Source organism: Candidatus Blochmannia americanus (nom. nud.), assembly GCF_059934915.1.
Window position 1 is genome coordinate 54,546 of sequence record NZ_CP011792.1, and the last position, 21,768, is coordinate 76,313.

Annotated in this window: 16 protein-coding genes, 1 tRNA gene, 1 other RNA gene and 1 pseudogene; 10 read left to right on the forward strand and 9 right to left on the reverse strand. The window is 28.4% G+C overall.

Annotated elements, in window-relative coordinates; genetic code table 11:
• The first annotated feature begins 1,679 nt into the window (after window positions 1-1,679).
• Together Bamer462_RS00230 and murA are read left to right on the forward strand one after the other, a co-directional pair.
• On the forward strand, window positions 1,680-1,934 hold the full coding sequence (locus Bamer462_RS00230) for a BolA family protein (RefSeq protein WP_500837719.1): 255 nt from the start codon (window positions 1,680-1,682) through the stop codon (window positions 1,932-1,934).
• A 48-nt stretch (window positions 1,935-1,982) separates the two neighbouring features.
• Window positions 1,983-3,269: a UDP-N-acetylglucosamine 1-carboxyvinyltransferase gene (murA, locus tag Bamer462_RS00235; protein WP_500838014.1), complete on the forward strand. Its 1,287-nt coding sequence runs from the start codon at window positions 1,983-1,985 to the stop codon at window positions 3,267-3,269.
• Window positions 3,270-3,548: 279 nt separating this feature from the next.
• Here murA and Bamer462_RS00240 read toward each other — a convergent pair whose 3' ends face one another.
• Window positions 3,549-4,922 carry a Do family serine endopeptidase gene (locus tag Bamer462_RS00240; protein ID WP_500837720.1) on the reverse strand — a complete coding sequence of 458 codons (1,374 nt, stop codon included), beginning with the start codon at window positions 4,920-4,922 and terminating at the stop codon, window positions 3,549-3,551.
• A 214-nt stretch (window positions 4,923-5,136) separates the two neighbouring features.
• Window positions 5,137-5,535, reverse strand: coding sequence for a Z-ring associated ZapG family protein (locus Bamer462_RS00245; protein ID WP_500837721.1), 399 nt, complete (start codon window positions 5,533-5,535; stop codon window positions 5,137-5,139).
• A gap of 523 nt (window positions 5,536-6,058) precedes the next feature.
• Between Bamer462_RS00245 and rplM the strand changes: the two genes are divergently transcribed.
• A complete protein-coding gene (rplM, locus tag Bamer462_RS00250) occupies window positions 6,059-6,487 on the forward strand; it encodes a 50S ribosomal protein L13 (RefSeq protein ID WP_500837722.1) in 429 nt (142 codons plus the stop codon).
• A gap of 24 nt (window positions 6,488-6,511) precedes the next feature.
• Window positions 6,512-6,910 carry a 30S ribosomal protein S9 gene (rpsI, locus tag Bamer462_RS00255; protein ID WP_500838015.1) on the forward strand — a complete coding sequence of 133 codons (399 nt, stop codon included), beginning with the start codon at window positions 6,512-6,514 and terminating at the stop codon, window positions 6,908-6,910.
• A 1,497-nt stretch (window positions 6,911-8,407) separates the two neighbouring features.
• Here the strand turns inward: rpsI and dolP are convergent.
• Entirely contained in the window at window positions 8,408-8,995 is a 588-nt protein-coding gene (gene dolP, locus Bamer462_RS00260; protein ID WP_500837723.1) for a division/outer membrane stress-associated lipid-binding lipoprotein, read from the reverse strand.
• Between the two features lie 574 nt (window positions 8,996-9,569).
• Here dolP and rsmI point away from each other — a divergent pair.
• The 3 genes and pseudogenes from rsmI to Bamer462_RS00275 all read left to right on the forward strand — a co-directional run.
• Window positions 9,570-10,442, forward strand: a complete 873-nt coding sequence (rsmI, locus tag Bamer462_RS00265; protein WP_500837724.1) for a 16S rRNA (cytidine(1402)-2'-O)-methyltransferase — start codon at window positions 9,570-9,572, stop codon at window positions 10,440-10,442.
• Window positions 10,443-10,478: 36 nt separating this feature from the next.
• An RNA gene (rnpB, locus tag Bamer462_RS00270) (RNase P RNA component class A) lies at window positions 10,479-10,889 on the forward strand.
• Between the two features lie 764 nt (window positions 10,890-11,653).
• A pseudogene (locus Bamer462_RS00275) lies at window positions 11,654-11,773 on the forward strand (DedA family protein); the annotation flags it as partial.
• A 248-nt stretch (window positions 11,774-12,021) separates the two neighbouring features.
• Here Bamer462_RS00275 and Bamer462_RS00280 read toward each other — a convergent pair.
• The 4 genes from Bamer462_RS00280 to rpsU all read right to left on the reverse strand — a co-directional run bounded on the left by Bamer462_RS00280 (window position 12,022) and on the right by rpsU (window position 16,568).
• A tRNA-Ile gene (locus Bamer462_RS00280) sits at window positions 12,022-12,096 on the reverse strand.
• A gap of 318 nt (window positions 12,097-12,414) precedes the next feature.
• Entirely contained in the window at window positions 12,415-14,259 is a 1,845-nt protein-coding gene (rpoD, locus tag Bamer462_RS00285; RefSeq protein WP_500837725.1) for an RNA polymerase sigma factor RpoD, read from the reverse strand.
• A gap of 174 nt (window positions 14,260-14,433) precedes the next feature.
• The gene (gene dnaG, locus Bamer462_RS00290; protein ID WP_500837967.1) at window positions 14,434-16,179 is read right to left on the reverse strand and encodes a DNA primase; all 1,746 of its coding nucleotides are present in this window, start codon (window positions 16,177-16,179) and stop codon (window positions 14,434-14,436) included.
• 173 nt (window positions 16,180-16,352) lie between these two features.
• Complete coding sequence (gene rpsU, locus Bamer462_RS00295; protein WP_500837726.1) at window positions 16,353-16,568, reverse strand: 30S ribosomal protein S21; 216 nt, start codon at window positions 16,566-16,568, stop codon at window positions 16,353-16,355.
• A 165-nt stretch (window positions 16,569-16,733) separates the two neighbouring features.
• Between rpsU and tsaD the strand changes: the two genes are divergently transcribed.
• Window positions 16,734-17,750, forward strand: coding sequence for a tRNA (adenosine(37)-N6)-threonylcarbamoyltransferase complex transferase subunit TsaD (gene tsaD, locus Bamer462_RS00300; protein WP_500837727.1), 1,017 nt, complete (start codon window positions 16,734-16,736; stop codon window positions 17,748-17,750).
• Between the two features lie 32 nt (window positions 17,751-17,782).
• Here tsaD and plsY read toward each other — a convergent pair whose 3' ends face one another.
• Window positions 17,783-18,370, reverse strand: a complete 588-nt coding sequence (plsY, locus tag Bamer462_RS00305; protein ID WP_500837728.1) for a glycerol-3-phosphate 1-O-acyltransferase PlsY — start codon at window positions 18,368-18,370, stop codon at window positions 17,783-17,785.
• A gap of 119 nt (window positions 18,371-18,489) precedes the next feature.
• On the opposite strand from plsY, the gene folB reads away from it, so the two are divergent.
• The gene (folB, locus tag Bamer462_RS00310) at window positions 18,490-18,882 is read left to right on the forward strand and encodes a dihydroneopterin aldolase (RefSeq protein WP_500837729.1); all 393 of its coding nucleotides are present in this window, start codon (window positions 18,490-18,492) and stop codon (window positions 18,880-18,882) included.
• A 146-nt stretch (window positions 18,883-19,028) separates the two neighbouring features.
• Window positions 19,029-19,853 (forward strand): undecaprenyl-diphosphatase UppP, encoded by an 825-nt coding sequence (uppP, locus tag Bamer462_RS00315; protein ID WP_500837730.1) that lies wholly within the window; start codon window positions 19,029-19,031, stop codon window positions 19,851-19,853.
• A 257-nt stretch (window positions 19,854-20,110) separates the two neighbouring features.
• On the opposite strand, the gene Bamer462_RS00320 is transcribed toward uppP, so the two are convergent.
• Window positions 20,111-21,349 carry a tRNA CCA-pyrophosphorylase gene (locus tag Bamer462_RS00320; protein WP_500837731.1) on the reverse strand — a complete coding sequence of 413 codons (1,239 nt, stop codon included), beginning with the start codon at window positions 21,347-21,349 and terminating at the stop codon, window positions 20,111-20,113.
• Window positions 21,350-21,768 lie beyond the last annotated feature (419 nt).

The window sequence follows — 21,768 nt, forward strand, 5'->3', positions numbered from 1 at the left end:
ATTTCGTATGTAATATTTTTTTTAAAAAACATTTATTTTGTAACAATATTAACTAGTTATAATAACTACATATTTAATTGTATCGTATAAATAATCAAATATATTATTGATACTAAATTGGAAATTTAGTAGTTTTATTATAAATAGAAGTATAAGCATTATGTTATTTATTTTGAAAATAAGCATTTATTTTAAGAGCACATTAGAGACTTAATGTTATTTTTGACTCGTTTAAAAATTAGTTAAAAATGAATTTTTAAACGAAATTTCAATAGAAATTAAAATGGAAGATTCTAAATCTTTAACAAAAATGTCATTATAAGTGTATATAAATATCAGTATAAGACATGACTATCTTATCAGTTAGATTATCTGAACATTTGTATATACCTGATAGCCATGCTTCTCAATAATGAAAATTTTTTGTCAAAATTATTTTTGATAATGTTAGTGATTATAAATATGTATATTCTAAATATGGATATAAATATTCTATTGAGTGTAAAAAATATTGTTTGGAAATTATTAGTTATAGGGGATATTTTTTGTAGTCTATGGTTTATTAAAAAATATAATCATAATATTATTTATTTGAATTTTTATATAAGTTCATTAATAGTAATGTTTAATTTTACTTTTTATCTTTAATATTAGAATATATATTATTATAATCGTAGGATGTAGTTAAATTACTTCAAATGAATAACAAATTACATTATAGAAAATTAGATTAAAATCTATATGTGTAATCTATCTATGATAGAAGAAATAATTTTTATATAATAATATGAAGTTATTTATTTTAATTTTTCAATTAAAATATAACGTTTTTGTATATAAAGATATGAAGTAGTAGCATTTTTTATTGTTTTTTAGGTTTTTACTATTACAATTATGATTGTATATGTAATTGATCGTTAAATTCTATATTGTAATTGTATTGACTCGAGCGTGAATAGGATGGATTTTGTATGATTAATTAATAAAAAAAATTAGTTGTATGAAATGTTGTTGATTATTGATCGTGATGTTTAATGCGATATTATTATTCTTATATTAGTGAATGATTTTAAAAATTATATAAATAGTAAATTTTTATGTTTTATTATAAATAGGATGAATATCATTATATAAGGGATGTAATTGATTGTACTTAGTACATTTAATAAATCTTTTATTGAGGCATATTATAGTAATAACTACGCTAATAATACAAAAATAATATTTTTTAAAAAAAAATACTTTCAAATAAGTAAATACAATAAAAGATGTATATTAACAATAATAATAATTTATAGAGTTAATTGTTTCAACAATTACATTAGATCTTATTTTCTTGCATGTTATTTATAAAAAAGATATTGTCGCATATAAAATGATAAAAAATGTGTTATGTTAAGAACGTTAATAGTTGGAAGTAATTGGTTATTTTTTTAAAATTTTTAGTTTCATATTGTATTTATTTAATAAACAAGTTCGGATAGTAATAGTGATGACTGTATGTTATCTACAACAGTTTGAGTAGTAAATGTTTGGCATTTATAATAAAATATAAATTGTATGATTTTTTTTGACATACAAACAACAGTACAATAATTATTGTATGGTATAAAATATAAGAAATATAATGCTGTGTCGTGTTGTTGTTATGTTTTTTTCATTAAAATGGTTTGAAAATTATGAACGTAGACGAAGTTAAGAGTATTTTGTTAAAACATTTATCATTGGATGAAGCATATGTCTCACTTTATGAGAATAATTATCAAATTATTGCTATAAGTCATGTTTTTTATGGTATGAATGAATTAGAACGGCATAAATTTATATATGCTCCTCTTATGCAATATATATTAAATAATGAAATACATTCTATATCTATTCAAGCATTTAATCCTGAAGAATGGAATAAGCAGCGTCAATTGTGCAACGTATGAATCAGTGTTTAATTGCTATGATATTGATATATGATTGATGTTAGTTATATGATAAAGGATAGGTTTTATATTAGTGGTCCTACCCCTTTAAGTGGTGAGGTGAATATATCAGGCGCTAAAAATTCTGCGTTACCAATTTTGTTTGCTACGTTATTGACTGAAAAGCCAGTAGAAATTTTTAATGTTCCTAAATTAAAAGATATTGAAGTTACTTTAAAATTGTTAAAGCAACTTGGAGCAAAAGTGGAACACTGTGATGTAGTTTGTGTCGATGCTAGTAATGTGAATACGTATTGTGCTTCTTATGATTTAGTTAAATCTATGCGTGCTTCTATTTGGGCGCTAGGTCCGTTAGTAGCTCGATTTGGAGAAGGTAAAATTTGGCTGCCTGGCGGATGCTCAATAGGAAAACGATCAGTAGATTTACATGTTAATGGTTTAGAACGGTTAGGAGCAACAATTATCTTAGAGAAGGAGTATGTTACAGCTTTTGTGAATGGACGATTACATGGCGCTCATATTATAATGGATAAAATTAGTGTTGGAGCCACGGTTACTATTATGAGTGCTGCTGCATTAGCAGAAGGAATTACTATCATTGATAATGCTGCTCGTGAACCAGAGATTGTGGATACCGCTAATTTTTTGATTATGTTAGGAACTAATATTAATGGGGCTGGAAGCGATAGAATTATTATTGAAGGAACTCAAAAATTAGGCGGTGGAAAGTATTATATTATGCCAGATCGTATTGAAACTGGAACTTTTTTAGTTGCTGCTGCTGTTTCACGTGCAAATGTAGTGTGCTTAGGATCACGTCCAGATACTTTACGAGTTGTTTTACAAAAATTACGAGAATCTGGAGCTGATATTGACATCGGTAAGGATTGGATTAAGTTAAATATGCATGGAAAAAGACCGAAAGCTATTACTGTGTGCACTAGACCATATCCGGGATTTCCTACTGATATGCAAGCACAATTTACTTTATTAAATATAATGTCTGAAGGAATGGGTAAAATTACAGAAACTATATTTGAAAATAGGTTTATGCATGTACCAGAGCTTATTCGTATGGGAGCTCATGTTAAAATATTAAATAATATGATAGTTTGTTATGGGGTTGATTCATTAACTGGAGCTCGAGTTATCGCAACAGATTTGCGAGCTTCTGCAAGTTTAGTGTTAGCTGGTTGTATTGCTGAAGGATTAACGGTAGTAGATTGTGTATATCATATTGATCGAGGATATGATCACATTGAAAAAAAATTAAAAAATATGGGAGCTCAGATTGAACGAGTCACCAGCAAATCATCTGATTACTGCAAGGTCTAATAATTTTTATTTTTTTAATTGGTTTTAGTGATATATATTAAAGATATGTTGTTGTATTAATCAGTTATATTAAACGATCATGATTAGTAATAATATATATATATTGAGATATAATGCATAATAACATTTGAAAATGTTAACTAAAATTATTTTTTTATGACCATGTGTAATAAATTTTCAATTTATTAAATATTAATTTTTTATTGAAATATTTTAATAATGTGGGTAATAAATTATTATTTTGGTAATCAGAGTTGCGCGGCTAAAATAGAACAAAAATTAACGAAGCAATAAAAATATACTTGTATCGCCCCGCATAATGTTCAGTGCTATGATGGATGGTTTTTCGTTCAAAATTTTACGTAATTGAGATAAATTGTATATTTTTGTACGATTTAGCCCGACGATTACATCGCCTTTTTGTAGACCAATAGAATAAGCGGGGGAGTCTTTTACCACGTCTTCAACTTGTACTCCCTTTGTACCGTCTTTTAAACATCCATTAATTAGAGAAGCTCCTTGTAATGCTGGAGTTAACATTTCTTCACTAGTACTTACAGAAGTACTATCATCCAGTAAAACTGATACTGTTTGTATTTTTCCATCTCGTAGTAATCCTAGTTTTATAATTTTTCCTGGCGTAGTAGTACCAATTTTAACTCTTAATTCTGCAAAATTTTTTATTGGTTTTCCTTCTATGGAAATGATAATATCTCCTGCTTTGATATTTGCTTTAGCAGCCGCAGTTCCTGGTAAAACCTCACTAACAAATGCGCCGCGTTGTGCATCTATATTTAGTGCTTTAGCGATATCAGCGGTTAATTCTGTTCCCTTGATTCCTAATTGCCCTCGTTTTACTTCTCCAAATTCGATTAATTGTTGACTTAAATTTTTGACAATATTGCTAGGAATAGCAAAACCAATACCAATATTCCCCCCCCCAGGCGCTAAAATAGCAGTGTTAATTCCAATTAATTCTCCATGTAAGTTAACCAGAGCTCCCCCGGAATTTCCTTTATTTATAGAAGCATCGGTTTGTATAAAATTTTCTAATCCTTCAAGATTGAGACCACTTCTTCCTAATGCTGATATAATACCAGAAGTTGCAGTTTGGCCTAATCCAAAGGGATTCCCAATTGCAATAGCAAAATCACCAACTTTTAAAATATCGGAGTCAGCTATTTTTATTTCAGAGAGGTTTTTGAATTTTGATAATTGAAGTAATGCCAAATCGGTTTGTTCATCGTGTCCCACTAATTTAGCGTTAAATTCTCGACCATCGTTCAGTTGCACCTTAATTTTATCCGCACCGTTGACAACATGGTTATTAGTAATAATGTAACCTTTGTTGGCGTTAATAATTACCCCTGATCCTAGCCCTTCGAATGGTCTAGATCCAAAATTACCTCCAGGAATATCTGGTCCAAAAAAATATTTAAATTCTTTAGGTAATGTAAGTCTTTTTGCAGGTTGCATACCTTCTACGTACACACTTACCACCGTTGGTAGTACTGTATCTAGCATGGGAGCTAAACTTGGCAATAATCTTGATGTCTCTGTAGAAAATGTTGCATGATTTACAGACGATTCAGAATGTGAAGCTCCTAATATAAATAATATACTTAATATGTTAAGTAAGTGTGTTATTTTCATAAATAATTAATTTAATTGGTTATATTTGTAAGCAAAAAATAATTTTTACTAAAATGTTGATGAAACCTTAACGATTCAATTATTTACATCTATATCTCTGTCTGAGCTAATTTGTAATCGCTTCAGGTTGGATAGATGAGATTCTGTAATGCATATGTTATGTATAATATGATATATTAAATAGTTAATATGAAATGGTACAATTTTTTTTGTATTATTTATTATCATGATTTTTTAGAGTTTTTTCTGTATTATTGGAATAATCTAATGGTGCTTCTATTGGTAATTGTTCATTTTTTATATTTGTTTTTTTTAGATTGAATATGTTCATATTATCTTGTATATGTATATTTGGTAAAAAAAAATTAGCACTTTTTTTAACATTATGATATAAACGGCGATAGTCATCTGCCATTTTGTTTAATAATTCTATTGTGTAGATAAAGTGATTACTTAGTTCTTTTTGGTATTCGTTTAGTTTGATTTTTTTATCTTGCAATTCGTTATATAAAGTTTTTTGATCATTTAATAAATAGCGTGCTTTGTAATACATTATAGTTGCTCCTATAATAATCCCAATTATTAAGCTTAAAAGCATAAACATCCATACCATAATAATACTCCTAAATTTGTTTTATTTGATGTATTTTTGTATGTTAATTGATTAGTGCGTAATTGCTTCCATATATTTGTGTGTTGCTGTATAAATAAGTTTAAAATGTAGATGAATATGATCATTGTTTAGTAAATATGTATATTATTTAATGCAATTTTATTCTACTTAATTTTCTTTATCAATAAGTATTCGTATGAATACTATGAAGTAAATAAATAGATGTAAGTGTAGTGATCGGTTTAAATAAATATTTGAGTGGTTTTAAGGAAAATTGAAAATAATGTTAAAAATATTTTTTTAGTTTATGAATTTGTTTTGATCAATCTGTGATATGTGGATTGAGAAATTTTATGGATCAAGTACTACAATACATCTATGTTAATTTTAAAAGATATTAGAGAAATTTTACTTTTTAAGAATAGTATGTGGTACTATCACATACCCTGATATTGTGTTTGTATTTAATCGTGTTTATTTAATTAATACAATGAATTTTTATATTGAGCTGGGTTTTATTTCTATGAAAACTTTTATGACAAAATCAAGTGTGGTTAATCGGACGTGGCATGTTATTGATGTTAAAAATAAAATACTTGGTCGTGTGTCTACTGTGATTGCTAGGCATTTAATTGGTAAACATAAAGTGGAATATACCCCTCACGTCGATATTGGAGATTATGTTGTTGTTTTAAACGCAAAAGAAGTGTCTGTAAGTGGCCATAAACGTGACTGTAAAATATATTATCATCACACTGGATATATCGGGGGTATTAAGCAATCTAATTTTAAAAGAATGATAAATAGACATCCTGAGAGGGTAATTGAGATTGCAGTAAAAGGCATGTTACCTAAAGGTCCTTTAGGTCGTATGATGTATTGTAGACTTAAAGTATATGCAGGGAATGTACATGTACATTTGGCGCAAGCGCCTCAATTTATAGATTATTAATGAAAAATGAGATGGAAACAAAGCATGAATCCTAATCAATATTATGGTACTGGTCGACGCAAAAGTGCATCTGCCCGGGTATTTATTAAGTCGGATATGAGTACTGGAAGAGTTGTGATAAATAAACGTAAATTAGATCAATATTTTCCCCAAAGCAATAAGCAATCAATCATTGTAAGGCCTTTAAAAGTTACTAATTTATTAGATAAATTAGATATATATATTACCGTAAAAGGTGGTGGTATATCTGGCCAGGCTGGCGCGATATGTCATGGAATGACACGTGCGTTGTTGCAGTATGATGAGAAATTACGTGGTGTGCTACGCTTAATGGGATTAGTTACACGAGATTCTAGAGAAGTAGAAAGAAAAAAAGTAGGCTTACGTAAGGCACGTAGGCGTCCTCAGTTTTCTAAGCGTTGATATTTATCATGCATGGTATGTGTTTGTATATTCTTTAACATTAAATATACAATTATGATCAATAATAAAGATCACGATAAGTATTAAATATCGTTCAAATAGTGTGGATGAATGAAATAATTGCAATAACACTGTTGTTGTTGTATTTTTATATAAATTTAGTGTGTTGAATAAGAATGGATTATAGCAAGTTGATATGTATTTTTTTAGGGAGAAATTGAATTTGTGTTTTTTTGAATTTTTATTTATTGTTTGTTAGATCTTAGTTTGAATTTAGAGCTGGTACAGTGTTTAAATTTATTTATTTGGATAAATTTTTAAATTTAGATGTTATTTTTAGTTTCTAACTATAGAAGAAATAATTAGTTATGGTAAAAATATTTAATTATTTGATTGATTATTTAAGAATAATTAAATGAAATTAGTAACAAACACATGCTTATTACAAAAAAATAAATTTTTTATACAATACCACATTGAATTGTTATTCAAATAATTGTTAAGCAGTTATGGTTAATTTTAACTAATTCTATGTGGTATTGTCATGTATATATAATAGATATTATGAATATTTATTAATTGGCGTACTGTGAGATGTAGTCATCATTTACAATGATATTATTGTAACGGTATATTATAGTTTTTAACTAAAATTAGAATTGGTTTAATAAAAAGCTTTCAATGTATTCTTATTAGAAATAAGATTAGAAGTGGTTTGTGAATAGTTTTGAACAATATTATTTGTAAATAGATTCTGATGTATTAAGTGTTTATATTATATAATTTTGGAAATATATGATATAATTGGTGGAATGTCCTGGTAACAAAAATTTTATAGTATTATTGATTTTTGTTTAACTAATTAGATAAATAAAATTTTATTTATGTAGATAGTTTATGTGTTAATTGTATAAGTAGATTCAATTTATAAATATGGATTACAAATTGTGTATGGATGGGAGTTATAATAATTTGGATTTATTATTTAATTATTATTATTTTATAAATTTTATAGGTGGTTAGTTTTTTCAGGAAATTATTTTAATGTATTAAGGATTTTTGTAGAATTGAGAAAGTTATTTTAAATATTGTTTATAGGTTTACTCAGAGAGTAAAATACAAAATTTGAAAAATTTGGTGATAGGTATTGATTTTTTTGTTCAAGATATATTTATAAGTGATATTTAAAATAAATATAAATTAATATATATTTATTTATCAATTCAATATATTGTGATAAATTTTTTAAATGTAGTGCGTTATATACCAACGGGATAGGGTGAAATACCCTATCCCGTTGGTATATCTGCATATAATGAATGTATTGTATTCGACAATAAAATAAAAGGTAGTTAAAAAAAATAATATTAAATTAATATTAACAATAATATGTAAGAGTAAATACTTGATATAATACTTGTAAGTGTTATCTTGATTTTAAGTGTGTAAACAAACTTCATAGAGCGATGGTATGTATTCACCGATTTGTATATATATTTATATATAAGAAAAAGCAGTGAATACATTTTTTACCCCGTCTATTGTATTTACAATTTTTTCAGCGTATTGACCTTCTTCATGTGTAACTTTTCCTAAAAGAAATACTTCTTTGTTTTCTGTAATTATTTTAATATTGGAATTGTTTATATTTTTTTTTGTAAGGAAATTTAAACGTATTTGACTGCTAATCCAAGTATCTATAAGAATAGACCGCACACATATCGGTTGACCTTGCCGAATGGCATTATAAATATTTTTTGTTCCACTTATTTTCATTACTATTTTTATAGCTTCTTCAGCGAAATAAATGGTAGGTGTTTGCCCAGTTAATAACACATCGCCTTGGTATACAGTGTTTTTTATTCTTGCGGATTTTTTAATATGTTTGCTTTTGTTAAGAGCACGAGCAATGTGAGCCTCTAAGATATTATCATCTAGCTGAGTGCCTATAGTACGAGGATCATTCCATGCAGTAGTTATAACTGCAGCAGTTCCAATAGTCAACATGCCCGAACAGCAAGATTGTAACGTTAACATAGACAATAAAATTAATAATATCTGAATTTTATGATATCTAATGTTCATTGATATGCATTCATGTGTTTGACAGCCTCAAAGATGTAAGATTAGTATTATTTTTTATTAACTTAGTGATAGTGAGTATCTCTTGAATATATTTATATATATAAATTAAATATAACATGATTATTAAGATGCAAATGAAGAGTGTAGCACATTTATAAAGAAATTGTTTCTTACTATTTAATTAGGTTCTCAATTTGTTTGAGAGCACATTGTTTTTAAATGGAAGATTGATTTTTTTGACTAGATTATTTTTTTGGTAAAAGATTTTTATTCTTTAATGTTATTTTATGAATAAAAAGTTCGCTTTTTAAGAGATATAAATTAAGAATATATTTTAATATTTTAAAAAATAATAAAGATATGTTAATTAATTTATTTACATTATTAGTTGTTGTATGTGGAGTGTAATTTGGTTACAATAAATGATGTAATTGGGTTTTATTTTCATAAGCATAATAAATTGGTGTATGGAATGTTTTGCATAAAGAATATACAATGTTTGCTGATTGTTTGACAAAAATGGTATTTATTGAAATAGAAGATGGTATCCAAATAATATAATATGCTATCGCCAATGTCCAACTGTGTTTCTGCGTTGTATATAGTTCCAACTCCTATTGGAAACTTACAAGATATTACATATCGAGCGTTATCAGTATTGCGTCAAGTAGACTGCATTGCTGTAGAGGATACACGCCGTACTCGTATATTATTAAATTTTTTTTCCATTCGTACATCTTTGTGTGTATTACATCAGTACAATGAATACAAGATAACACCAATGTTAATCTCAAAGTTACAAGCAGGATTAAATATTGCTTTAGTTTCTGATGCGGGTACTCCGTTAATTAATGATCCAGGATATTGTTTGGTGAAATCTTGCCAAGAATTAAGAATAAAAATTGTTCCGTTGCCTGGTCCATGCGCTGCTATTACCGCATTATCTGGATCTGGTCTACCGACAGATCGTTTTTGTTTTGAAGGGTTTTTACCACATAAACATAATTTACGTATAGATCGTTTACAAGCTTTATTAGAAGAATCACGTACATTAATTTTTTATGATGTAAAATATAGAGTAATAGATACTTTAAAAGATATGGCGAGTGTTTTTGGATTAGAGCGTTATGTTGTATTAGCCCGAGAATTAACTAAAATATGGGAATCTATTTATGGAGCTCCTATTGGTCATTTGTTATCTTGGTTGCAACAAGATAACTCTCGTATTCAAGGAGAAATAGTCTTAGTTGTATCAGGAAATTGCCTGAAAAAAAATGAATTGTCACCAAAAATATTTCATGTTATGAAATTATTAGCATCTGAGTTATCTGTAAAAAGAGCCGCAACTTTAGTAGCACAGATATATGGTGTGAAAAAGAATATACTTTATAAGAAGTATATAAGTGAAAAATTAAATAATATTAATGATGTGGTATTATTTGATTAAATAATATTTTATATAACAATAGTTACAATATTTCAAGGAGTTGGCTAGACAATCGCTGCTTCTTCGTATTTATAGTGATTTTAAATATAATCAGTGTAATTACAAAGGGAGGGGAGGAAAGTCCGGGCTCCATAGGGCGGGGTGCCAGGTAATACCTGGGAGATATGAATCTACGACAAGTGCAACAGAAAGAACACCGCCGATAATTATTTTCATAATAAATTATGATAATAGTATATGGGTAAGGGTGAAAAGGTGTGGTAAGAGCACACCATCCGAATTGGTAACAGTTCGTGTTATGTAAACTCCACTCGGAGCAAGGCTAAATAGAAGTTCTATAGTATGGCCCGTACTGAACTTGGGTAAGCTGCTGAAACTGATGTGTGAATGTTAGTTTAGATGAATGATTGTCCGAGACAGAACCCGGCTTAACGGCTGACTCCTTGCTAGAATAAATTAAATGATATATTTACCATATCATGAATACAATGGTTGAATGATAAAATTATTTGTAGCATTGTATGTTTGATTGAAACGATATTTCTGTATTGATTAATTATTAAAAAATTATATTAACGGTAGTGGTTAAAACTATATTGATAATTTATAAGTGGTTTAATAGGCGATGGTTTATTATAAAAATAATTGTTATCTGTTAGAATAAGTATGTTTGTGTATATTTTGGTTAATTTTTTGACATATTCCAATCGTTGGGATACATAGATTTTTGAACTAAAATTAATAATCGGTAAGATACTATTACTGTTAGCATTGAAGAGTGAATGTACGCATATGGTTATAAATGTAAATAGAAGTAATTTTTATATTATAAATAATAATATAATAAATTATAAAATTTGATGTTTTATAAAAATCTTTTAAAAAAAATTAGAACTATAATATCAAATTAGTAATTATTAATTCAACGTTGTAATTAGAGCATTATGTGAGTCTTAGAGAAATATTATATTTAAACTTTTTATAAAAAAGTGATTTAATGAAGTTGAATATATATAAATAAATTATATTTTTTGAATTAATTGCATATCTTGTGTGTTATGAACTTAATTAAAGTGATAAATATTTTGCAAGCATTGATTCAGTGTAATATGATGGTACGATTGTATATTATTTCTTAATATAGGAAGGATGTTAGTTGCTGATTCGTTAGTATTTTTTATTCTTTTTTGGGAATGCTATACTTTTAGTTATTTTTTTCTAGAGATAGTTTGTTAGTTATAATAGGAGTATTAATTGCAAAAGGTGTTTTTAATTTTACTGTTACTTTAGGAATTTTAACTATAGCTGCAGGCTTAGGGGATTGGATTAGTTTATTTGTATTGGTGTTTATATTGATTGTGTTAGGTTTTTTTTGAGACAATTGGAATGTATAATAGTTAATACAATAACTAAGGATTATTGATATGTCCTGTCCTATCTCTAAAAGATAGGAAGTGTTTTCTGGGTATTTTAGTATGTATTTTATTTATTGCACAAAAAATCTTTAGATATTTTGTTTTTCCTCACAAAAAATAAAAAAATTACTTCTTACATACATATATATATAAAGAGTAATGTGTGACCCCTGCTGGATTTGAACCAGCGACCAAGCGATTATGAGTCGCCTGCTCTAACCAATCTGAGCTAAGGGGCCGCAACCGTCTGAGCTATAACTATATAACAATCTATATCAGATTATTTTTATATATAGAATAATTTGTGTATTTTATCAAATAAAAAATATTGTATACCTCATATAAAATCTGTGTTAGTTCCATTGTATTTTGTTATATGATTTTTGTTGATTAATGTGCCTAATTATTGTAGTGTATATCATATTTCGTATTTTTTAAAAAAAATATTGTTTTTTTTTAATGTTATGTAATTTTACAATGTTTTATTAAAATTATTATGATAATCATCATATACTATATAATAAATCGGGTGATTGTGTTATTATAATTATATTCGTTTAATCGTCTAAAAAGCTTCGTAATATTTCAGATCGGCTAGGATGGCGTAATTTTCTTAAAGCTTTTGCTTCTATTTGACGAATCCGTTCACGGGTTACATCGAATTGTTTACCTACTTCTTCTAAAGTATGATCGGTATTCATATCAATACCAAATCGCATACGCAATACTTTAGCTTCTCTTGGAGTTAAGCCAGCAAGTACATCATGAGTGGCAGTACGTAAATTATCTGAAGTTGCGGAATCTAAAGGTAAGTCAAGATTAGTGTCTTCAATAAAATCTCCAAGATGAGAATCTTCGTCATCTCCTATAGGAGTTTCCATAGAAATAGGTTCTTTAGCAATTTTTAATACTTTTCTAATTTTATCTTCCGACATGAGCATACGTTCTGCTAGTTCTTCTGGTGTTGGTTCATGTCCTATTTCTTGCAACATTTGTCGAGAAACTCGGTTCAGTTTATTAATAGTTTCTATCATATGAACTGGAATTCGGATAGTGCGCGCTTGATCTGCAATTGATCTAGTAATTGCTTGACGAATCCACCAAGTAGCATAAGTGGAAAATTTATAACCACGGCGATACTCAAATTTATCTACAGCTTTCATTAAACCAATATTACCTTCTTGTATTAAATCTAAAAATTGTAATCCTCTATTTGTATATTTTTTGGCAATAGATATAACTAAACGAAGATTAGCTTCAACCATTTCTTTTTTAGCTCTTCGCGCTTTAGCCTCTCCAATAGACATGCGACGATTAATATCTTTCACTTTTTCTATTGTTAGTCCTGTTTCTTTTTCAATTTGATGTAGTTGTGATACACTATGTCGTACACCTTCATCAACTTTATGTAATTTTTCTGCCCATGATGTTTGCATAGATAAAGCTGTATCAAACCAATCTTGATTGGTTGCATTTCCTGCAAATAATTCTATGAAATTTTTTTTTGGCATTTTACTAATTTCAACACATAATTTCATAATTAAGCGTTCTTGTTTACGCACTCTGTTAATCATAGAGCGCATATTATTAACTAAATAATCAAATTGTTTTGGAACTAATCTAAATTGTTTAAATATTTCAGATAGTTTTAAAATTTCTGTTGATGTTTGAATATGATTTCGTCCATTATATTTGATTGTTTTCCGTGTTATTTCATATTGGTCACGTAGTGCTGTAAATTTTTTACGAGCTATTTCTGGATCAATGTTATTTTCATCGTTGTTTTCTTCTTCATCGTCATCAGATATTACCGCAGCAGTAATCTCAGAAGTGATGTGGGTTATGTTTGTATGTATTAATATATTTTCATCATCATCCATATCAGGATCAATAAAACCTGTAATTAAATCTGAAAGACGTGTTTCACCAGTTTCTACGCGTTTATATTGTTCTAAAAGATAAGTAATTGCTTCTGGATATTCAGCAACGGAACATTGTACTTTATTTATTCCATCTTCAATTCTTTTAGCAATATCTATTTCACCTTCTCGTGTTAATAATTCTACGGTACCCATTTCTCTCATATACATTCGTACTGGATCAGTTGTCCTACCTAATAATTCCGAATCAACGTTAGTTAATGCTTGCACAGCTGCTTCTGTTGCATCTTCTTCATCATTAGTAGAATTAGTATCTTCAATTAATAAAAACTCGTCGGAATTAGGAGCTTCTTCCATGACTTGAATGCCCATATCATTCATCATTTGGATTATATTTTCAATTTGACCAGAGTCCACAATATCTTCTGGTAAATGATCATTGACTTCAGAAAAAGTTAAATATCCTTGTTCTTTTCCGAGTGTAACGAGTAACTTAAGTTGCGATTGTGGGTTATGTTCCATAAAAAGACTCCCACGTTTTAAAGTAATGTTTATATTTAAAAATTTAATAGTGGTACAATGCCCAATCTATCGATTGATATATAAATGAAACTATTAAAAAATAATTCATTCGGGAGGTATTTTCATGATTATTTTCATTAGTAATATTAGAATCCAAAGAGTTTATATTTTATATTAATGGTTCGATAATGTTTTATTTAATAGCCATAATTCTTGACGTTCTTGAGTGGTCAGACCAGATGCGCGATCACGAGCAATAAGCATGTCCTGACGTTGTTCAAGTGTTAAATTATATAATTTGGTCAGCGCATCAATAAAAGTAGTCTTTATCATATCATTTGTAATCAAGTGGTTCCAATATGCCAGTGCTTCAAGTTTTGAAAAAAATTGATTTCCACGATAGTGTTCTAATAATTGCGCAGAAGTTAATATTGGATATTTTTTACATATTTTAATCAAATCAATAAAAATTACGATATTTTCCTGCCGAAATTGTTCTAATCCTTGTATACTTGGTACTAATTTAGCAAGTTGTGGATTTTGTATCAATAATCCTATTAATATGTGTTCTATATTATAATTGATACGATATTTTCTTACGTTGTTACTAGATATGATACTTTTCTTTGTAAGTAATTGGTTTAATTTATTATCATCTAGAATTCCTATTTTGTTGCCTAATTGTTGAAGCAAACATAGTCTTAGTGTTTGTCCTGGAATTTTGTTAAGTATAGGTAATATTAGGCTGCTTAATTTAACCCGGCCTGCTAGTGTTTGTAAATTTATCTTTTGTGATAGTGTTTCAAATAAAAAATTTGATAGATCTTGTGTTTGTGTTAACTTCTTTAAAAAATTGTCTTTTCCTATTTTGCGTATTAATGTGTCTGGGTCTTCTCCATGAGGTAAAAATACAAAATGTATTTGACGTTCATCAGTAAGGTATGGTAAAGAGGTATTTAATGTACGCCAGGCTGCTTGTTTACCAGCATAATCACCATCGTAACAACAAATAATTTGATTGGTAATACTATATAATAATCGAATATGACTAGCAGTAGTAGAAGTTCCTAAGGAAGCTACTGCGTAATTAATTCCAAATTGTGTTAATGTAATAACATCTATGTAACCTTCTACTAAAAGTATGCAAGAGAGATTTCTGTTCTGCATACGTGCTTCGTATAAGCCATATAAATGCTGGCTTTTTTTAAAAATTTCTGTATCTGGTGAATTGAGATACTTAGGTGTTTTTTTGTTTGTAATAACGCGACCCCCAAATGCTACAATTCTTCCTGCTGTATCTCGTATAGGGAACATGAGTCGATCACGAAATCGATCGTATTTATGTTTTTTGTTATTACTAATCAACATCCCTGATTGATCAAGTAATGTTTGGTCGTATAATGTAAAACTAAATTTTTGTATTATGTTATCCCATTTGGGCGGAGCAAATCCAATATTGAAGTGATCAATAGTTTTGGCGTTTAATCCCCGATTTTTTAAATATTTATAGACGTATAAATATTTTTTTTGGGTCAAAATATTTTTATAGTATGTGCACAATTTATTCATTAACTGATATAAATTATTAGTTTGATAATTATTATTTTTACAAATATCTACATTTCTTTCTATTGAGATTCCATGCATGATCGATAGTTCTTTGATTGATTCAATAAATGTTAGCCGATTATAATTCATTAAAAAATCTATTGCATTCCCATGTGATCCACAACTAAAGCAATAATAGAATTGTTTTTCGAGATTAACAGTAAATGATGGATGCTTTTCGGCATGAAATGGACAACAGGCAAAAAAATTTTTACCTTGTTTTTTTAAAGAGATGTATTGATTAATTAAATCAACAATGTTAGTGCGTGATATCAAATCATTGATTACTGAATTTGGGATGCGGGTAATTATATTTCCTCAATTTGGATTATTGAATAATAGATAACACTGAAATTATTATTATCATTTATGATCTAATATTGTGGATATAAAGATATATATATGTTCAATGCGGCTTTTTTATAATTAAAAACGAGTTTTTATCGTTTATTTTGTTATAGAAAATATATAAGGACTGTTTATATTTAATATAAGCGAATACGTTTTAAATTTTCTCGGGCTAACTTTTTTGTGTGACGTTTAATTGCTGATGCTTTAGCTCGTTTACGTTCTGTAGTTGGTTTTTCATAAAATTCTCTACGACGTACTTCAGATAAAATTCCTGATTTTTCACAAGATCTTTTAAAACGACGTAAAGCTACGTCAAATGATTCGTTTTCGCGTACTTTAATGATTGGCATATACTTGTCTCAATTGTTATTCAATCTTCTTGTTAAAGATTGTTGCGTTTAATGTGATAAAAACTATATTTTTAATGTTTTATAGTATAGCATTAAATGCTGTGACATGAAATATAAAATTAGTGTGAAGTATTTTGTAAGTATCAATCAAATATGGAGTACTATATGCGTGTTTTAGGTATTGAAACTTCATGTGATGAAACTGGTGTAGCAATTTATGATCAACATCAAGGATTATTAGTTAATAACGTATATAATCAAAATGAATTGCATGCTCATTATGGAGGAGTTGTGCCTGAATTGGCTGCTCGTGATCATATACGAAAAATAGTTCCTTTAATTTTATCTGCGTTAGATCAAGCTCATTTAAAACCAGGAGATATTGACGGAATAGCATATACTGCCGGACCTGGGTTAATTAGCGCTTTGTTGGTAGGAGCAACTGTTGCTAGGACACTTGCTTATGCTTGGAAAATACCCGCTGTTGATATCCATCATATGGAAGCTCACTTATTAGCGCCAATGTTAGAAAAAAGGGTTCCTACATTTCCATTTATAGCATTATTAGTATCCGGCGGGCATACACAACTTGTGTTTGCGAGTAATATAGGGAAATATAAAATATTGGGAGAATCTGTTGATGATGCTGTTGGGGAGGTGTTTGATAAGATTGCTATATTATTGGGATTTAAATATCCTGGAGGAGCTTTGTTATCACAAATGGCTAAACAAGGCATTTCGAATCGTTATACATTTCCGCGCCCCATGACTGATCGACCTGGATTAGATTTTAGTTTTTCTGGATTAAAGACTTTTGTGGTAAATACTATTATGTCCAGTTCTCATGATGCTCAAACTCATGCTGATATTGCGCGTGCATTTGAAGATGCAATTGTTGAAACATTAGCAATTAAGTGTCGTCGTGCATTAGATCAGACTGGATTAACATGTTTAGTAATATCCGGAGGTGTTAGTGCTAATCATGCTTTACGATCCTGTCTTTTAAAGATGATGTATATTTTAAAAGGAAGCTTATTTTATCCTAGATCAGAGTTTTGTACGGATAATGGCGCAATGGTAGCTTACATTGGATTAATTAGGTTACAGGCTGGATTGTTTAGTGATTTACCAATTTTAGTAAGACCGCGCTGGTCTTTAGAAACTCTGCCGAGAATCAAATAATCATTATAATAATATGTTCATATATTTTGATATTAATTGTGCCAAATGTGTTTCTCTTTTCGATGCCATAGTCGTTTAATATTGGCGGTATGTTTTGCTATAACTAAAGAAGATAGTATGATTGTTGTAAACAAATATTGGGATTGAAAATACCAAGCATAACAAGGTGTAATTAGTGCGGCGATAATGGATCCTAGTGAGGAATATCTAAAGGATAGTACGGTTAATATCCAAGTGCTTATCATAACAATAGAAAGATTAGAATCTATTGCTGTAAGCGATCCAAATGCAGTAGCTACACCTTTTCCTCCATAAAATTTGAAAAATATAGGATACATGTGCCCTAAGCAAGAAAAGATAGCCGTAATGCCTAAAAAGATAGGTGGAATTTTAAAATAAAATCCTAGATATACTGGGATCATGCCTTTTAGGAAATCAAATAATATTACACTGATTGCAATTTTATGACCCGCGACGCGAAAAATATTAGTAGCACCGGGATTTTTAGAGCCAAAATTTCTTGGATCTGGAAAATGTAATATTCTGCATATTAAAATAGCGCTAGATATTGATCCTAAAAAATAAGCAAATATCATCATTAGAATAGAAAAAAAAGTCATAAATTTGTTTTATTGAGATTCAATGGTAATTATTGTATATATTTTATATATATATGTGTGTATATTAAACAGTCAATATCATTTAAATAAATAATTGTTTATGTAATCGAATATAATATATGATGGACCTTTTATTTATTGAACGACTGACAGTAATGGCTCATATAGGTATATATGATTGGGAAAAAAAATGTTTGCAAAAATTAATTTTTGATTTGCAATTGTCATATGATGCCGAACTTTTTTCAGATAATAAAAGTATAGCGTCTTATATAGATTATACTCATGTAAGTCATACCATATTTAATTTAGTGAACCAGCAACATTTTTATTTAATAGAGGATGTCGCTAATTTAACAGCAAATACGTTACTAGGAAAGTTTTATATTTATTGGATTCGTGTAAAAGTGGGTAAACCTGGTGCAATTCATAATGCTTCTAATGTTGGTGTATGTATTGAAAGAAAAAATGAAACACTTTTTAAATCTTTAAAAAAGGGGTTAGTTTATTGAGTGATATGCGAACGTATTTATATATAAAAAAGACTTTTAAGCAAATGCAATTGCCCTTTATATTTTATAAGTGATGTTGTAGTGTATATGTTAATAATTTATGTTAGGTTAAGTATTATGATAATGTTATTTATTTTGGATCATTAATGTTAGATGTACATAGATTAATTATTTTATTGATTTTAGGGGTAGTAGAGGGTTTAACGGAATTTCTTCCTATTTCTTCAACAGGGCACATGATATTGGTAGAGCATATCCTAAGCTGCATGGATGATTCGGTTAAAGCTTGTACTGTAATTATTCAGTTGGGCGCTATCTTATCTATAACTAAAATTTTTTGGACCCGATTGTGTAGTATGAGTCTATTTTTTATAAAAAAAATATTACTTAAACAACGCGTTGATGACAGTTATTTATGTATTCGACACATATTGTTAGGAACATTACCTGGGATAGTGTTAGGTATGATTTTTTATGAAAAAATTGGATTGTTTTTTGATTTAACATATATCATGTATGGATTAATAATTGGAGGGTTATTTTTATTAGTTGGAGAATTATTTTTACCTAAATTATCGCGTGTATCAAATATTAATAATATAACTTATTTACAAGCTTTTTTAATCGGATGTTTCCAATGTTTAGCTTTTTGGCCAGGATTTTCTCGTGCTGGTGCTACTATTGGGGGTGGTCTATTAGTTGGATTAAATCGACGTATTTCATCAGAATTTTCATTTTTTTTAGCGATTCCTATTATATCTGGATCTGCAGTATTAACTTTTTATCATCATGGCTCCTTTATCAGCGCGACGGATGCTTTATTATTGATTGGGAGTAGTGTTTTAGCATTTATTGTAGCGTTATTTACTGTGAGATATTTTTTGAAAGTAGTGCAAAATATTTCTTTAATTCCTTTTATAATATATCGGTTTTTGTTGGCTGGAGGTATTTATTGGGGATTAATAGTATGAATAAAGTGGATGTTTTTAAATAAGATTTAATTTATTATATATATGTATGTATTGATTGATATATTTTTATCTTAAGTATTTAATAACAGGATTATTATTATGTGTACGGAACGACATAACTCTGGTTTATTCAGGAAATATTGTTTTTTCAAGTAAGTTTAATATCATTAAAAATAGCATATAAAGTATGTGCTGTATTATTTATTTCTGGTTTAGCATATTTATTCCAAATTATTTAATTATTTATAGTATGTTTTTTATATAAATATCTTCATATATTTATATTTCCATGCATTTAAAACATATAAACGTCTAGTATATAATTCTTTACTTATATTTACTCCAGTGAATCCGTCTTTAATGATATCTGAAATAGAAATTTTCTTAGTAATGGAAAAGGCTGTACGTAGAAAATTTTCCTGATTAAATGCATAATTTTTATAATTTACACATCTTAATATATCGGATTGACTGACTAAAGTAATTTGCTCTATTCTTTTTGGACGCCTCCAGCAATCAAAAACATGGAATAAGATCATTAACATTTCGGGTGTTAATATTTTAGCATTGTATAAATAGTCGTGATATTCTGAAATAATTTTTGCAAAATTACGAATGTCATGGGGTATTTTAAATCTATTACATAAACTATTAATTAAAGTAATTCCTGATTTTTTGTAACTGGGAAATTTGGAGGATTTTTTGTTCTTATTAAGGGTCATTCCTTTTCCTAAATCACGACATAAAATAGAAAAACGTACATTAAGATCATCTGTTAATCTGGCAGATCTGGCCAGTGTCATCATAGTATGATAGCCAGTATTAATTTTTGTATAACACTGTATTGGATCAGGGTTTTCAAATAATACATCTAATTCTGGAAATAAAATTTTTAAGGCCCCGCAATGGCGTAAGACTATAAAATATACTTGGGGGCTATCTGTGATTAAAGCTTTTTTTGTTTCTATCCATATACGTTCTGGAGACAGTAATAGTAATTCGTGAGTCATTTGTTTCATTAATATTAATGTTTCTGGGGCTATAGTAAAATTCATACGCGCGAATCGAGCAGCGAATCGAGCAACTCTTAATACTCGTAGGGGGTCTTCGTTAAATGCATAAGAAACGTGCCGTAATAGTCGTAATTGTATATCTCGTTGTCCATGATATGGATCTATGAGATTGCCATGTAAGTCATAAGCCATAGCATTAATAGTTAAATCTCTGCGATACAGATCTTCTTCAATAGTAACCGAGGGGGCTGTATGACATTCAAATCCAGTATATCCTTGACCAGATTTGCGCTCGGTACGTGCTAATGCATATTCTTCGTGACTTTCTGGGTGTAAGAATACTGGAAAATCTTTTCCGACTTGTTCATAACCTATATTTAACATTTCTTGAGGACTAGATCCTACTACTACCCAGTCTTTTTCTTGAATTGGTAGTTTTAATAATATATCTCGTACAGCACCACCTACTAAATATTTTTCCATTGTGTAATTCTCAGATAAATAATTTTTAATATCAAAATGATATTGATTTACCAAAAATCAAATTATTTAATATGAAATATAATTCTTTAAAGAAAATATAGTGATTTTTTTTAATTAATTAATTATATTAAATAGAAATTGTTGAATAGTTGTTTTAGTGATGATGAAAAGATCAATATATCAGGATATAGAAATGTATATATGGTATACATGTTTTTTCATGTGGTAATTTTAATGTAGGTCTCTTAATTTCATAGAAAATATTATTTCTTAATTTCAAAGCAATGTATAATTATAACTATATTGACAGCATAATATTATTAATCTATCAAGAGTTATTTGTATTATAGATTTTAGTTACTTACTAAATAATTTAATGTGTTATAATTGTTATTATTTTAATGTAGAATTAACTGTTT

Coding starts and splice junctions, on each gene's coding strand:
- Bamer462_RS00230 (WP_500837719.1), top strand. CDS start 1,680: ATGAACGTAGACGAAGTTAAGAGTATTTTGTTAAAACATTTATCATTG.
- murA (WP_500838014.1), top strand. CDS start 1,983: ATGATAAAGGATAGGTTTTATATTAGTGGTCCTACCCCTTTAAGTGGT.
- Bamer462_RS00240 (WP_500837720.1), bottom strand. CDS start 4,922: ATGAAAATAACACACTTACTTAACATATTAAGTATATTATTTATATTA.
- Bamer462_RS00245 (WP_500837721.1), bottom strand. CDS start 5,535: ATGGTATGGATGTTTATGCTTTTAAGCTTAATAATTGGGATTATTATA.
- rplM (WP_500837722.1), top strand. CDS start 6,059: ATGAAAACTTTTATGACAAAATCAAGTGTGGTTAATCGGACGTGGCAT.
- rpsI (WP_500838015.1), top strand. CDS start 6,512: ATGAATCCTAATCAATATTATGGTACTGGTCGACGCAAAAGTGCATCT.
- dolP (WP_500837723.1), bottom strand. CDS start 8,995: ATGAACATTAGATATCATAAAATTCAGATATTATTAATTTTATTGTCT.
- rsmI (WP_500837724.1), top strand. CDS start 9,570: ATGTCCAACTGTGTTTCTGCGTTGTATATAGTTCCAACTCCTATTGGA.
- rpoD (WP_500837725.1), bottom strand. CDS start 14,259: ATGGAACATAACCCACAATCGCAACTTAAGTTACTCGTTACACTCGGA.
- rpsU (WP_500837726.1), bottom strand. CDS start 16,568: ATGCCAATCATTAAAGTACGCGAAAACGAATCATTTGACGTAGCTTTA.
- tsaD (WP_500837727.1), top strand. CDS start 16,734: ATGCGTGTTTTAGGTATTGAAACTTCATGTGATGAAACTGGTGTAGCA.
- plsY (WP_500837728.1), bottom strand. CDS start 18,370: ATGACTTTTTTTTCTATTCTAATGATGATATTTGCTTATTTTTTAGGA.
- folB (WP_500837729.1), top strand. CDS start 18,490: ATGATGGACCTTTTATTTATTGAACGACTGACAGTAATGGCTCATATA.
- uppP (WP_500837730.1), top strand. CDS start 19,029: ATGTTAGATGTACATAGATTAATTATTTTATTGATTTTAGGGGTAGTA.
- Bamer462_RS00320 (WP_500837731.1), bottom strand. CDS start 21,349: ATGGAAAAATATTTAGTAGGTGGTGCTGTACGAGATATATTATTAAAA.